This is a genomic window from Lentzea sp. NPDC037011 (assembly GCF_055607425.1).
The window spans coordinates 1-12,929 of the sequence record NZ_JBVJRT010000014.1; the positions used below are offsets into that span (position 1 = coordinate 1).

Here is a 12,929-nt window from a genome sequence, read left to right on the forward strand (position 1 = left end):
GTACTGCACTGGTTACGGTGTGGGAGAGTAGGTCGCCGCCGAACTTAATTTGCCCTGCGGGTTGAGCGCCACAAGCGCTCCCCGCAGGGCTTTTTCGTGTCCCCGCGGAATGCCGGCGCAGTGCGCGGCCGACCGGGTGATGTGCTCCAGGCGAGCGGGTGACGGCCGTCAGGCCCAGGTCGTCCGTCCCTACCGTGATCGCCATGAACGGTCAGTGGGCAGGGGAGGCACCTTTGCGGTGGCGAGCGCGCAGGAGGCGGGGCAGGCACGCCCGCGAACCCGCGCCGTCCTCGCAGTCACTCCTGCCCGCAGTGCTCGGCGTCGTGCTGCTGGTGTGCCTGATCCTCCTCCTGCTGACGTACCTCTAGCGGGACTGCAGCGCGTCGAGCGCATCGGCCTCACCATGCGGGCCGGCGGTCGGCGTCAGAACCCTGGGAACCGCGCCACGTGGTGGCCGCGGAGCCCAGGTCCTCCTGTCGGCGCTGAACACGGGGGCGCCGTTCTTCCGCGCGACGCCGCAGAGGTACCGCACGGAGAACGGCGCTTCGCCCATCAACAGACCAACCGCAGGACCTACCGGCTCAACGCTCACCCTGCTCGACGTCGTCGTCCACGGGAACAGGAACCAGGCTTCCGGTGGGGAACCGCCGCTCGTTGCGCTCGATCTTCGCGAACGCGGCCTCGACGAGGTCGACGCCGAGCTTGTCCGCCAGCCGCGTCAAGTAGTGCATGACGTCCGCGAGCTCGTCGCGCACGTTCCAGGCGAGCTGCGGATCGCTCATCGCGTCCTTCGCCTCCTCCGGCGTCAGCCACTGGAAGAGGTCGGTCAGCTCGCCGACCTCTGCGGACAACGCCATGACCAGGTTCTTCGGCGTGTGGTAGCTGTCCCAGTCACGGGCGGCGGCGAACGCGCGCAAGGCGTCCCTCAGGTCCACGAGATCACGCTGACTCATGACCATTGACTACCACGTGGACTGACGAGCAAGTACACAGGTTGACGGAGCATGGAGTGTCCAGATCAACGTTGATCAGCTCTGAGTCATGTCAACATCGACGATCAATACATCCGTTCTCGTGGTCGGAGCTACCGGCAAGACCGGGTCGCCAAGCCCGCGTCGCGGTCGTCGGCGACGCGGTTCGACTGGTCCACTCCGGACACCTGGGAGCCGGCGCTCGAAGGCACGACCGCGGTGCACGTCGTGCCGCCGGACAACCCGGCTCAGCTGGCGGAGACCCGTTCGAAGCTGCCGTGCAGGACCCCGGTGTGGAAGCGCATCTGTCGGATGGTGTGCGAAGGGTGCTCGGCCGGGAACCGCGAACGTTTGCGGACTACCTGGGCAGCAGCAGCTTCGCGTGAAGGCCGCGCGTGCCCTCGTTGACGATGATCGCTTCGCAGAGCGCGCGCCCGGTCCGGGCTCGCCACCTCTGCACCATCTCGTAGTAGCGCAGACCGGTGGTGTGGGAGAGCTGGCCGATGCGTTCACCTTCGAGGAGCACTTCGAGCGTGTGCTCGCCCGTGTGCGTTCCCTTGGCGATGCGGCAGTCGCGGAGCTCGGCGATGACGTGGACGGGCGTGCGGCCGTTGACCACCCGGTGCAGCACGTACTGGTGGGCTTCTTCGTCCGTGATGCCGATCTGCTTCTCGGCCGGCAATGTCGGCGCGGTGCCGAGCGCCTCGTGGTCGAGCAGCAACAGCCGCGCGTCGCCCAAGTGCAGGTGCACGCCGAGGTACCGCTGGCCCATGATCCGGGCCGGGCAGGAGCCGACCTCGCCGCGTTCGGCGAGCTGGAGCAGCAGCGGGTAGTAGGTGTACGCGTGGTCGGTGCGCAGGTAGCCGGCGGTCACCGCCGAACCGTCACCGCGCAGCAGGTCGACCCGCACGGCGTGCTCGTCGTGGCGGCCGGCCGACTCCGGCACGAGCACCGCGGTCGCGGGGATGCCGACGTCGAGGCTGCCCAGGCCGGGCACGGCCGGATCGGGGGCGAACGCGGAGTTGTTCCGCGCCACCTCGGTGATGGCGTCCTGGTGGTGCGCCTCCCCGACGATCGCGACCCGGCCCGCCGTGGACAGGCGGCGGATGCGGGAACGGGTGCGCGTCGGCACGATCGGCTCGACCGAGCCCTTCTTCGTGCCGACGAACATCAGCGCGAACAGTGCGAGACCGATGACGAAGCCCAGCGGGCCGAAGGCAACGGTCAGAACCAGCGCGAGCACCGCGACGGCGATCAAGACTGCGGCGGGCGACGGTTCTGTGCGTTGCTGCATCGTCACGGGCATCCTCCCAACTCAGTGCGCTCGTCACTCTGAGTGTCGGGAAAGCTGGGAGATGCGTTTCACAGATCGCTCGTTTGGCCTAACGCAACCGGCAAAGAACTCCAGCCGGTGACCGGAAGGTGACGGGGATCGGGGTCGTCGGCGAGGGGCGAGCGCGGGTTCTCCTCGGCGAGCCGCTGGCTCGTGATGAAGCTCCACCAGGCGCGGGCGGTCCCGTAGCCGATGCCGCCGAACAAGGCCACGCCGATCAGATAACCCCAGCTCGTGGTGAAGACGCGGTACACCGAGAACAACGCCATCGCCGTCGTGAGGGCACTCATCACCAGCAACCAGTGCTGGCCGTTCTGCACCTTCTGCGTGTTGCGCTGGGCCGGGTCGCCGTTCAAGCTCCACAGCGGTTTCGCCAGGTCCCACCGGCTGCTCTCCAGCGGCGGCCGCGGGTCGGCCTGCGCGCGCACCGCCGTGCGCTCGGTGACCAGGCGATGCAGCTCCTCCGCGTTGTCGCACGGCAGCAACCACTCCTGGCCGCCCCCGATGATCCGCAGCACCGGGCCGGGTGTGACCGCGAGCTCGCTGGAGTTGGCGAACCGCCACACCGCAGGCGTCAGCACGTCCCCCACCTCGACGTGGGTGATCCGGTCGAACCGCAGCGCGACCCGGTTGACCGTGGCCGCCGCGTGCACCGGCGCCGGCAGCTTGTCGAGCAGCAGCCGCCGCGACTGCACCCGCAGCCGCCCACCACCGCGCAGCCGCACGCCGACCTCGGCCGGTGACCGCCGCACGTCACCGGTGACCGGCCGCGACACGACCCGCGCCGCCAGCCACGCCAGCGTCCATGCCACCAACGGTGCCGCCAGCGCCGCGACCGTGCTCAGCAGCTCGGTGAACCCCGCGGTGATCAGCCCGCCGACCGCGATGCACCCCGACGGCAGCAACGCGATCCGCGGCCACACCGTCGTCGTCCGCCACAACACCACGAACAGCACCAACGCCAGCGGGATCGGCCAGAACCCGTCGTACTCGGTGAGCCGCTCGGTCAGCTCCGCGCCGACGTCGAACGGGGTGTCCCGCCACCGCCGCAACGTGTACGCGGACAGCAGCTGACAGGCGATCGGCACTCCCGCGGCACTGGCGACGAGCAGCGGTGCGGCCACCAGGTACCGCAGGAACGTCAGCATTGCTTCCCCCAGGCGTGTCAGTGCACCAGGGTAAGGCGTGCCCGGCGCACCGGTCCCGGTTCTCCGCCACCCGGCAACGCGGTCAGCACCAACCCGACCACGAGCCCGTTGAGGTCCTCCAACCCCAGCGTCAGCTCGCGCGCCACCTGGTGCGGCGTCGTGCCGTTCTCCCGCAACGCCCGGAACACCTTGGTGAGCAGCTTCGACGTCTCCCGCCGCGGCATGCCCTCCGTCTCGGCCGGCACGGTGGCGACGCCACGCGCACGCTCGTCGAACGTCTTCTTGTCCACGTGCCAGTGCCGGTGGTGCGTTCCCCGCAGCTGACCGGCGGGCAGCAGGAACTCCGCGGCGAACTCCCGCGCGTCCTCGTGCCCGAGCAACGTCCCCAGCTCCGCCGCCGCGTCGAACCGCGCCCGCTCCGCCGTCGTCGCCGGGCTGAGGAACACGTACGGCGTCCCGTTGTGCCAGCACGAGAACGCGCCGACGTCCGGGCAGTCCACCGAGAACACCCGCACACCGTGGAACTCCAGCAGCTGCACCATGTTCGGCGCAGGCCCGGTGCTCATCCGCCACTGCCGGCGCACCTCACCCGGACCGGTCCGCGGCCGCGGCAGGTTCGGCTGCGGCAGCACGAACATGCGCTCCAGCCACCCGCTGAACTCGATCGCCAGCTGCGCCACGCACACCGCTTCCGGCCGCGTCGTGCTGATCGACTGCGGCAACGCCGGCTCGGGCGCGCTCAGGAACGTCGCCGGGAACCCGAGCGCCGTCGCGAGCACCTCCCGCGTGGCCGGCGCCGGCCTGCGCTGCCCGCGCTCGTACTCGATGACCGCGCTCGTCGTCAGCCCCGCCTTGCGCGCCAGCTCGGCCGCGGTGAGACCGCGCCGGGTACGGGCGAGCGTGAGTCGCGACGGCGTGAACATGATCCGGTCATTCTCACCGCTCGCTCAGCGTGGTGCCACGCGGGGCGGCTATCGGCGGAACGCGACGGAGAAGTCCACCTCCTCGGGTCCGTCGACGTTGGGAGCCTTGAGCTGTGGGAACTCCATCGGCGGCAGCGGGATGCGGTGCGCCCACCGGTCGATCACCTGGTTCTGCGGCGTCGGCTCGGGCTGCGACACCTCGCGCAGCACCACGAGCCGGTCCTCCAGCTGCAGCGGGTAGGTGACCAGGAACCACAGCTTCAGACCCTCGTTGCGCGCGCTCTCGAACAACGCGAACTGGTCGTGGTCGTTGTCGCGCATCATCGCCGCGATCGCGGGCCCCTTCGCGTAGTCGCTGCGCAACGGCGCGTCCGGCGACCCCGTGCCGCGGTTGCCCTGCATCGCGCCGAGCAGGATCGGCCGCGACGGGTGCCTGACCAGGCCCGCGTTCCACTGGTCGAGCCGCTCCCAGCCCTCCGCCGCCAGCAGCTGCCGCAGCGTGCCGACCCGGTGGATCCAGTCGAGCAGCCCCGGCGCGTTCGTCGGCCCGAACGGGGGCGACGCGGCGCGCGCGTCGATGCCGGCGGTGATGGCGCGGTCCAGGACCGCGAGGCGCAGGCCCAGCTCGGCCAGCCGCTCGTCGGCGGTGGGGGTGAGCTTGCGGAAGGCGGCGTTGGTCATGGGACGACGGTAGCGCCGGGGTCTGACAATTTCGGGACACCGCACGTCGTGTACCGCTACGTCGACGCTGGTCCGGCCCCGTCCGCCACCTCGGAGGCGACGTCGCGCACCATGCGCCGGACCCGCCGGACGGGCACCGCTCCGGAGCTCGCCGTCCGGCGGGCGCTGCACCGGCGCGGGCTGAGGTACCTCGTCGACGTCGCCGCTCCGGGCACCAGCCGGCGCCGACGCGTCGACGTGCTGCTGCGGGGCGCCAGGATCGCGTTGCTCGTCGACGGGTGCTTCTGGCACTCGTGCCCGGAACACGGCCAGGTGCCCAAGGCCAACCGCGAGTGGTGGCAGGTCAAGCTGCACGGCGTGGTCGTGCGGGACCGCGACACCGACGCGCAGCTCGCCTCCGCCGGCTGGCTCGTCGTCCGCGTGTGAGAGCACGAGGACCCGGAAGAGGCGGCGGACCGCGTCGCCGCTCTTGTCGCCGCACGACGGAACGCATGACCGCCCAGGGCGCACCGGGCGGGTCAGGCGACCACCGGCGTCAGCTGGTGCAGCACGTCGCGGTCACCCAGCCGTTCCCGGGCCCACTCCACCACCGCCGTCTCCTGGGCGAACACCACGATCTGCCGGTCTACCGACAACCGCAGCAGCAGGTCCAGCACCGCACGCGTGCGGGTGTCGTCAGCCTGCACGGTCACGTCGTCGAGCAGCAGCGGGCACGGTTCGGTGGCCAGGTGCTGGGCCAGTGCGACCCGCAGCAGCAGGTAGACCTGCTCCGCCGTGCCCAGGGACAGGCGGGAGGCCTGGTGCCACGACTCCGAGGCCGCGCGCACCCGCACGGTCAGCGAGGCGGAGTCCACGGCGGCGTCGACGTAGCGGCCTCCGGTCACGGTCGGCAGCCAGGTGCGGAGCGTGTCCTCCAGGGCCGGTGCGATGGTGCTGTGGACCTTGTCGCGGGCCGCGGTCAGGTACTGCAACGCGAGGGTGACGGCCTCGACCTCGGCGGTGATCTCGGCGACGGTGGCGCTCGCCGCCTGCACGGCCTCCTCGGCGTCCGGGACGCTGGGCAGGGTGCGCGCCAGCTCTGCCACGGTGGCGGCGAGGGAGTCCGCCGAGGCGGCCAGTGCCGGGTCGACCGGGCCGCAGGCGGCGTAGCGGCGGGCGGCTTCGAGCAGGGTCGCGTGCAGGGACTGGGCCGCCGACAGGGAGGTCTCCATGTCGTCCAGGCTCTCGGCGGCGAGCAGGGTGGTGAGCTCGGCCCAGGCGTTGCGCTCGTCCTCGGCCTCGCGCAGCAGGCGGTCCCAGCCGCGTTGCCAGTCGGCGATGGCGCGCAGCAGGTCCTCCGGGCGCTCGCCGGAGCCGCCGATCGCCTGCACGGCGGCGCGGAGCAGGTCCAGGGCGTTCGCGCGGGCCGCCACGGCCTCGGCGACGGTGGCCTCCGCGACGCGGCGGTCCTCCAGCGCCGCAGCCAGCAGGGGGCGTTGGGCTGCCAGCAGCGCCTGGCGGGAACGGACCTTGCAGTCGGTCTCGTAGTCCACCAGCAGGTCGGGCACGGACATCGCCGGCTCGACCTTGCCGCGGGCACCCAGCTCCGCGCGGACGGCCTCCTCGGTGCGGGCCACCTCGGTGAGCAGGTCGGCGTGCTCGGCCTCCCACACGGCACGGTTCGCCAAGCGCCACAACGTCTCGCGGTCCGCGGGGACACCCAGTGCGGCGCACTCGGCCGCCGCGTCGTCGTGCAGGCGCACGGCCTCCAACGCGACGGCGCGCTGACCCTCGGCCTCGGCGAGGGCGCGGTCGGCGGTGAACAACGCGGCACGGGCCTCGGAAACCGCGGACGCGCGCTCGGCGGCGAAGGCGACCGCCGCCTCACGGGCCGGTGCGTCGCCACGGGACAGGAAACCGCCGACACCGGCCACGACAGCCGCCACCAGGACGCCCGCCGCCGCCAGGGGCTGACCGATGACGACGAGCAGCAGGGCGACCAGCAGCGTCAGGCAGCTCAACGCGACAAGAGCGTTGCGCAGGAACGGGTTCGGCATCGCGATCTCCTGCACGTGCGCGGCCGCCACATCCGCCTCGACCTGGGCACGCGCCGCGCCGGCCGACGCCCCCTCCTGCACCTGCCGGGCCGTGTCCACCGCGAGTGATGCCGTCGTGAGCCGGGCGCCGCTCGCGGGGTCGATGCGCGTGGCCAGCCCGCGCAGCTGATCGGGGGTGGCGGTGGTGGTGACGGCCGGGTGGCGTTCCTGGTGCGCGGCGGCGACCGCGGCGGCCACCTCGTACGCACCGGCGACCACGCGCAGCTCGTCGTCGACGGCCGTCTCGCCGTCCGGGCGCGTCGGCAACGCCTCCAGCTCGTCCTCCAGCGTGGCGGCGGACGGACCGGTCAGCGCCCGCGGTGCCGGTGCGGCGCGCCACGCGGCCATCGCCCGGTTCACCGCGGCGGCGAGCTCCTCCTGGGCGGCCAGACCGGAGGGCGGCGAGTCGCCGAAGCGGTCCTGCAGCTCGCGGACACGGGCGATCCGCGCGGCCAGCGCCTCCAGCTCGGTGGCGTGCTCCTGCACGGTCACGCGGGCGCGCGCCGCGCAAGCCTGCCGGGCCCGAGCGCTCAGCTCCACGTACCGGGTGTGCTCGCGGCGGGCCACGGCGAGGTCGGTCTGGGCCTCCCGCAAGCGGTTGCGGGCCTTCTGCAAGGCCTCGGCGGGCACGACGAGCCGTTCCAGCGCCTGCTCGACGGTCCCGTCCGTGCCCGCGGTGGCGGCGGCCCGGCGCAGGTGCTCCTGCAGGCCGTCGGCCGAGTCCAGCACGGACAGCAGCTGCGCCTGGTCGACGCACGCGGTCGCGGCGAACGAGCTGCGGTCCATGCCCACCCGGCGTGCGACGTCGAGCGCGCTGTCGTCGTTCAGGTCGCGGTCCACGGTCAGCGTCTCACCGGACTCCAGCGCCACGGTCGCCGCGACCCGCCACGACTCGCCCTCCCAGGGGCGGTGGCGTGCGGCCGGCGACCCGCACAGGGCCGCGCGGATCGCCGCGTGCCACGACGACTTCGCCGACTCGTTCACGCCCGACACCACGGTCATGCCCGGTGCGAGCGGCAGCGTGCGGTCGTGCAGCGGCCCGAAGGCGTGCGCGGTGACCGACTCGATCCTCATCGTTCCTCCAGGGCGCGCAAGCCGGTCATCAGCACACGGCTGCGCAACGCCACGTCCAGAGCGGGGTCCGCCAGCACGTCGCGCACGAACTGGCCGCGCACGGTCCGTTCGGCGGCAACGGAGTCGAAGTCCAGCGACGGGAACGCCTCGGACGCCTCCGCCGGCAGCCCGAGCGACCGCGACGCCGACACGTCGAACACCTCGCGCGACACCGTGCCGTCGTCGTGCACGGTGCACATCACCGCGCCGCGTTCACCGGTCTCGCCCGGCGTCAACGGGTCCGGGTTGCCAGGGAAGGTGTGGCGGGTGGCGTGCTCGGGTGTGTGCACGTGCCCGAGGAACGCGTGGTCCAGCCCGGTGATCGCGACGTCACCGGGCGTGGAACCGTGGCACAGCGCCAGGTTCACGCCGGACCGGTTGACCGTGAACCCCTCCAGGAGGTCGCGCGTCGGACCGGGACCGACGTGCGCGGCGCCCCACAGCGTCACGCCGTCGGCCAGCGCCACCGGGGTGAAGCGGCCGGAGGTGAACACGTGCACGTTGGGCGTCCAGTCCACCTGCTGGTAGACCGACTCCGCGCCGTACCAGTCGTCGTTGCCCGGTGCCAGGTAGACCGGCACCGAGCAGTCGAACGCACCGCGCAGGAACGCCGCGGTGCCGGGGGAGCAGCGGTCGTGCTCGTACAGGTCGCCCGCGCACAGCACCGCGTCGACCGACTCGGTCTCCGCGAGCTCGACGATGTGGCCCAACGTGTCGCGCAACGCCTGGCGCCGCGCCGGACCGGCGCTCGCGAAGCGCGTGTCCAGGTGCAGGTCCGCGAACAGCAGCAGTTTCACCGGATGCCTTCAGGGGAGGTCGATCATGCCGGACGGGGTCGGGGTGGGCTCCAGCACGTGAGGTGAGGTCGTCTCGGGCCAGTCGGCCGCCATCGGTTCGAGCAACCCGGCTTCACCCGCCACGGTCACGTTTCCTCCAGCTGCCACCACTCGATAGGGCGGCAACTTAGGCACCAAATAAGGCCTACTGGCGGGTACTCACACGATCGAGTGGTGTTACCCAGGGTGACTAAAGTACCTCGGGCTGATCAAGGCCCCCACACCTCGACCGCCCGGATGACGAAGTACGCGTCCGGCACGTAGGTGCCGTGCTTCGGGTACGTGGTGAACTCGGCCTCGGTCGAGCAGTTCTCCCGCTGGTAGACGCTCGCGTCCCTGCTCAGGCGGTTGGCGAAGGACCGGCCGACCACGTTCAGCGTGATGCACTCGCCGGGGTTCGCGGTCTCCAGGTCGAGGCGCTGGACCGTCCCCGTGTAGTCCGGCCCCGCCCACACGCAGAACTCGCCCTTGTCACAGGACTTGTCACTCTGCGCTACAGCGATCCCACTGGAGGCAACCGCGCCCGCAGTGACCGCCAGGGCGGCGATGAGGCTCTTCGTCGACATGGGCGCACCTCCGTCGGGAAAGAGTGTGCGGCCATTCGGCTCAGTCGGCCAGCCGATCTTGAAGCGCCATCGCGTCCCGCGGCGCGTACGCCTTCGCGTCGTTGTCGAAGTAGACGAACACGTCGCCGTGCTCCCGCCACTTCCTGATCTTCTCCGCCCACTCGTCGAGGCCCTCGTCGGTGTAGCCGCTGACGTAGAGCTCGTCGTGGCCGTGCAGCCGGACGTAGGTGAAGCCGGCGGTGACCTCCTCGATCAACGGGTACCTGCCGGCCGCGTCGGCGATCACGAGCGCGATGTCGTGGCGGCGCAGCAGGTCGAGGAACTCCGGCGTGGCGTAGCTGTCGTGGCGGATCTCCAGCGCGTACCGCATCGGCCGGTCGGCGTCGGTGGTGGTGTGCGCCGGGTCGACGCGGTGGTCGTGCCGCTGCGCGACCTCCGCTGCCTCGGCGGTGGTGCGGGGCAGGGCCGCGAAGAAGTGCGTCAGCAGCTCGGCGTCGTAGCGCAGCGTGGGCGGCAGCTGCCAGAGGACCGGGCCGAGCTTGGGCCCGAGCGCGAGGACTCCGGACGCCAGGTAGTTGGCGAGCAGGTCGTTGCCGTCCTTGAGCCGCTTCATGTGCGTGATGAACCGGCTGCCCTTGACGGCGAACACGAAGTCGTCCGGCGTCTCCGCGGCCCACCGCTGGTAGCTGGACGGGCGTTGCAGCGAGTAGAAGGAGCCGTTGACCTCCACCGAGCCGAGCCTCTCGCTCAGGTAGGCCAGCTCGCGCTTCTGCGTGACGCCCTTGGGGTAGAACTTGCCGCGCCAGGGCGGGTAGACCCATCCCGAAGTACCGATCCTCACCTCACCCATGCGGCTATCGTGACACGGTGGACGCCTACCTACAGCGCATCGGTGCCTCGCGGGACTCGTCGCTGGCGCAGCTGCAGGAGTCGCACCTGCGCAGCGTTCCGTTCGAGAACCTCTACACGCACATGGACATCCGGATCGTGCTGGAGATCCCGTGGCTGTACGACAAGGTCGTGGTGCAGCGGCGGGGCGGGTTCTGCTACGAGCTCAACGGGTTGTTCGCGGAGCTGTTGCGGCACCTGGGACATCACGTCGACCTGCTGGCCGTGCGGGTCTTCGGCGGTGAGGAGCTCGGGCCGCCGTTCGGCCACCTGACGCTGCTGGTGGACCACGAGTGGCTGTGCGACGTCGGCTTCGGCGCGTTCACGCTGCACCCGTTGCGGTGGGACTCGCGCGAGGAGCAGCAGGACCCGCACGGGCTCTACCGCCTGGTCGACCACGGTGACGACGTGGACGTGTACGAGGAGGACCGGCTGCGCTACCGGGTCGAACGCCGGCCGCGCGAGCTGGCCGAGTTCGTGCCGGCCTGCTGGTGGCAGCAGACCGCGCCGGAGTCGCACTTCCGGGTCGCGCCGCGGGCGACGATCCTGACACCGCACGGGCGCAAGACGCAGACGGACCAGAAGCTCGTGGTGACCACCCGCGGCTGCCGGGTCGACTCGCCGGTGGACGACCCCGCAGCCGCGTTCCTGGAGAACTTCGGGCTTCACTTCCGGCAGAGCAGCGCGTCCGGCGTCCTGCGCCAGTCGTAGGCGACACCGGCGATGTGCTCGTCCTGGGCGCACTGCCCCTTGTAGTGCCCGTTCGCCCAGTCACCGCCCTGGTCCGGCCGGTTGTCACCGCGGTCGAACCACAGCACGCGCGTGCTCGTGCCCTGCGCCACGGGCGCGCAGACCAGCGTGAAGTTCGCGTACCCGACGGCGGCGCCGCCCTGCGGGCACTGGAGCTTCGTGTAGCCGGCGGCCCAGTCGTTCGTGACGTGCCGCTCGTCGGTGACGCGCGTGGTCGCGCTCCACTGTGGACCGCTCACGCACAGGCCGCGGTTGCCGGTGTGGCTGATGCCGACGAGCTTCTGGCTCTGCGGGCAGGACTCCTTGACGAGCTGGTTCCAGCGGGTCTCGCGCGGGACCTGCCCGCTGCGGCTCGGCGCGGTGACGAGCCGGTTCCACGCGGACGCGCGCCAGTCGTCACCGTCGTTGACGCCCATGCGGTTGCCGTTGGCGTCCCAGTGCAGCAACGCCCATCCGTTGCCGCGCCGGTTGTCGTGGAACCCGACCAGCGGCCAGTAGGCGAAGTCCGTGTCGGTGGCCACGAGGTGGTCCACGAACCGCTCGAACCAGTCGCGTGCCCTGGGGTTCGACTCCTCCCGGCCACCGACGCCGAACTCGCTGACCCACAACGGCGCGGTGAAGTGCTTCTGCGCCTCGGTGATGAAGAAGGCCTGCCGTTGCAGGACGTTGACGTGCTCCTGCGGTGAGAGGTCCTGGTACCGCGGGTCGGTCGTCTCGCCGATCCCGGTGGCACCGCTGTGGTTCGGTCCGGTGTAGCCGTAGAAGTGGGCGGAGTACACGAGCTTCTCGGGGTTCGCGAGCGTGTGGCTGAGGAACCGGGCGGGCTCCAGCGTCGGCCGACCGTGCGCGAAGCCGTCGACCGGGATGCCGGTCCAGTTGATGCCCTCGACGATCACCAGCAGGTCCGGGGCGGTCTGCTGGATGCGGTCCGCGGCCTGCTGCGCGGCCTTGTGCCAGTCGTGGTCGTTGCCCCAGCCCCAGTTCGGGTCGTCCCAGACGTTGCGGCGCACCTCGTTGTACAGATCGGCGCCCACGACCCGTTTGTCGTCCTTGTAGCGGTTGGCCATGAACGCCCAGTCGGTGATCCACTGGTCCGTGCTCTGGCTGGTGTTCCACCGCTCGTTGCCGTCGACCCCGCAGCACCACCGCGACGTGGTGGTGTGGTTGTTGAGGATGACGGCGAGGTCGTTGCGCGTCAGCTCGGCGACCACGGCGTCGTAGACCTGCAGCGGCGTCCTGCCGTTGAGCTGCGCGTCCTTCAGTCCGTTGACGGGACGGGTGTCCTTGATCATCTGGTTGGAGAACGGCAACCGGACGCTGTTGACGCCGATCTCCTTGAAACCGCTGACGATCGTGGCCATCGTCGCGCGGTCGAGGCCGAGCGGGACCTGGTCGGCCTTCTCGCCCGCGTGGTGGGTGGCGGGGTCGTTGATGTCGCCGGAGCCGTTCCAGGTGCCGCTGGCCCCGTGCCAGTTGCCGGACCTGAGCTTGAAGCGGTCGCCGTGGGCGTCGACGATCCACCGGCCCCGGGTGCTGAGGGGACCGGTCCAGGTCGCCTCGTCCGCTCGTGCCTGAACGGGCGCCACGAGACTCGCGGCCAGGAGCAGGGGAGCCAAGACGCGAATTGGTTTCATGTCTGAACAGG

At 71.2% G+C, this 12,929-nt stretch carries 13 protein-coding genes; 3 read left to right on the forward strand and 10 right to left on the reverse strand.

Going from position 1 to position 12,929, the window contains the following annotated elements:
* The first annotated feature begins 203 nt into the window (after positions 1–203).
* Complete coding sequence (locus ACZ7CH_RS34350) at positions 204–368, forward strand: hypothetical protein (protein WP_360399267.1); 165 nt, start codon at positions 204–206, stop codon at positions 366–368.
* A gap of 213 nt (positions 369–581) precedes the next feature.
* On the opposite strand, the gene ACZ7CH_RS34355 is transcribed toward ACZ7CH_RS34350, so the two are convergent.
* The 5 genes from ACZ7CH_RS34355 to ACZ7CH_RS34375 all read right to left on the reverse strand — a co-directional run bounded on the left by ACZ7CH_RS34355 (position 582) and on the right by ACZ7CH_RS34375 (position 5,056).
* Positions 582–953, reverse strand: coding sequence for a nucleotide pyrophosphohydrolase (locus tag ACZ7CH_RS34355; RefSeq protein WP_470375812.1), 372 nt, complete (start codon positions 951–953; stop codon positions 582–584).
* A 376-nt stretch (positions 954–1,329) separates the two neighbouring features.
* Positions 1,330–2,265, reverse strand: a complete 936-nt coding sequence (locus ACZ7CH_RS34360; RefSeq protein WP_470375813.1) for a hypothetical protein — start codon at positions 2,263–2,265, stop codon at positions 1,330–1,332.
* Between the two features lie 68 nt (positions 2,266–2,333).
* Positions 2,334–3,452 carry a hypothetical protein gene (locus ACZ7CH_RS34365; protein WP_470375814.1) on the reverse strand — a complete coding sequence of 373 codons (1,119 nt, stop codon included), beginning with the start codon at positions 3,450–3,452 and terminating at the stop codon, positions 2,334–2,336.
* Between the two features lie 17 nt (positions 3,453–3,469).
* Positions 3,470–4,375 carry a helix-turn-helix domain-containing protein gene (locus tag ACZ7CH_RS34370; protein WP_470375815.1) on the reverse strand — a complete coding sequence of 302 codons (906 nt, stop codon included), beginning with the start codon at positions 4,373–4,375 and terminating at the stop codon, positions 3,470–3,472.
* 48 nt (positions 4,376–4,423) lie between these two features.
* Entirely contained in the window at positions 4,424–5,056 is a 633-nt protein-coding gene (locus ACZ7CH_RS34375; RefSeq protein ID WP_458433662.1) for a hypothetical protein, read from the reverse strand.
* A 48-nt stretch (positions 5,057–5,104) separates the two neighbouring features.
* Between ACZ7CH_RS34375 and ACZ7CH_RS34380 the strand changes: the two genes are divergently transcribed.
* A complete protein-coding gene (locus tag ACZ7CH_RS34380; RefSeq protein WP_470375816.1) occupies positions 5,105–5,482 on the forward strand; it encodes a very short patch repair endonuclease in 378 nt (125 codons plus the stop codon).
* Between the two features lie 92 nt (positions 5,483–5,574).
* Here the strand turns inward: ACZ7CH_RS34380 and ACZ7CH_RS34385 are convergent, their stop codons facing one another.
* The 4 genes from ACZ7CH_RS34385 to ACZ7CH_RS34400 form a co-directional block, all read right to left on the reverse strand.
* The gene (locus ACZ7CH_RS34385) at positions 5,575–8,205 is read right to left on the reverse strand and encodes an AAA family ATPase (protein ID WP_470375817.1); all 2,631 of its coding nucleotides are present in this window, start codon (positions 8,203–8,205) and stop codon (positions 5,575–5,577) included.
* On the reverse strand, positions 8,202–9,041 hold the full coding sequence (locus tag ACZ7CH_RS34390; RefSeq protein WP_360399210.1) for a metallophosphoesterase family protein: 840 nt from the start codon (positions 9,039–9,041) through the stop codon (positions 8,202–8,204). Before ACZ7CH_RS34390 ends, ACZ7CH_RS34385 begins: the two co-directional genes overlap by 4 nt.
* A 248-nt stretch (positions 9,042–9,289) precedes the next feature.
* Positions 9,290–9,646 (reverse strand): peptidase inhibitor family I36 protein, encoded by a 357-nt coding sequence (locus tag ACZ7CH_RS34395; RefSeq protein WP_360399207.1) that lies wholly within the window; start codon positions 9,644–9,646, stop codon positions 9,290–9,292.
* A 40-nt stretch (positions 9,647–9,686) separates the two neighbouring features.
* The gene (locus tag ACZ7CH_RS34400) at positions 9,687–10,496 is read right to left on the reverse strand and encodes a DUF72 domain-containing protein (RefSeq protein WP_360399204.1); all 810 of its coding nucleotides are present in this window, start codon (positions 10,494–10,496) and stop codon (positions 9,687–9,689) included.
* A 17-nt stretch (positions 10,497–10,513) separates the two neighbouring features.
* Here ACZ7CH_RS34400 and ACZ7CH_RS34405 point away from each other — a divergent pair, with 17 nt between their 5' ends.
* Positions 10,514–11,245, forward strand: a complete 732-nt coding sequence (locus ACZ7CH_RS34405; RefSeq protein ID WP_360399201.1) for an arylamine N-acetyltransferase family protein — start codon at positions 10,514–10,516, stop codon at positions 11,243–11,245.
* On the opposite strand, the gene ACZ7CH_RS34410 is transcribed toward ACZ7CH_RS34405, so the two are convergent.
* Complete coding sequence (locus ACZ7CH_RS34410) at positions 11,200–12,918, reverse strand: glycoside hydrolase family 5 protein (protein WP_470375818.1); 1,719 nt, start codon at positions 12,916–12,918, stop codon at positions 11,200–11,202. The two genes, ACZ7CH_RS34405 and ACZ7CH_RS34410, sit on opposite strands and share 46 nt — an antisense overlap.
* Between the last annotated feature and the right edge of the window lie 11 nt (positions 12,919–12,929).